1 rRNA gene is annotated in these 582 nt (G+C 51.5%); it reads right to left on the bottom strand.

Annotation, left to right across the window (positions count from 1 at the left end):
- Positions 1-74: 74 nt before the first annotated feature.
- Positions 75-582 (bottom strand): 16S ribosomal RNA (locus NE665_RS23945); the annotation flags it as partial.

Consider the following 582-nt stretch of genomic DNA (forward strand, 5'->3'; position numbering starts at 1 on the left):
TGGAAGATCAGTCTTCCAAAACTGAACAGGAAATGTCCGATATCTCTTTACTTCTTCTTGTACTTTCTCCTTAGAAAGGAGGTGATCCATCCCCACGTTCCCGTAGGGATACCTTGTTACGACTTAACCCCAGTCATCGGTCCTACCTTCGACGGCTCACTCCTTGCGGTTATGCCACCGGCTTCGGGTATTACTGACTCCCATGGTTTGACGGGCGGTGTGTACAAGGCCCGAGAACGTATTCACCGCAGCATGCTGATCTGCGATTACTAGCGATTCCGACTTCATGAAGTCGAGTTGCAGACTTCAATCCGAACTGAGACGACCTTTATGAGATTCGCTCCTTGTCACCAAGTCGCTGCTCTTTGTGGTCGCCATTGTAGTACGTGTGTAGCCCAGGCCATAAGGGGCATGATGATTTGACGTCATCCCCACCTTCCTCCGGTTTGTCACCGGCAGTCTCGCATGAGTCCCCAACTTGATGCTGGTAACATGCGACAAGGGTTGCGCTCGTTGCGGGACTTAACCCAACATCTCACGACACGAGCTGACGACAACCATGCACCACCTGTGTGATCCATA

Source organism: Clostridium sp. DFI.1.208, from assembly GCF_024463855.1.
Classification (GTDB): Bacteria; Bacillota_I; Bacilli_A; order Erysipelotrichales; family Erysipelotrichaceae; genus Clostridium_AQ.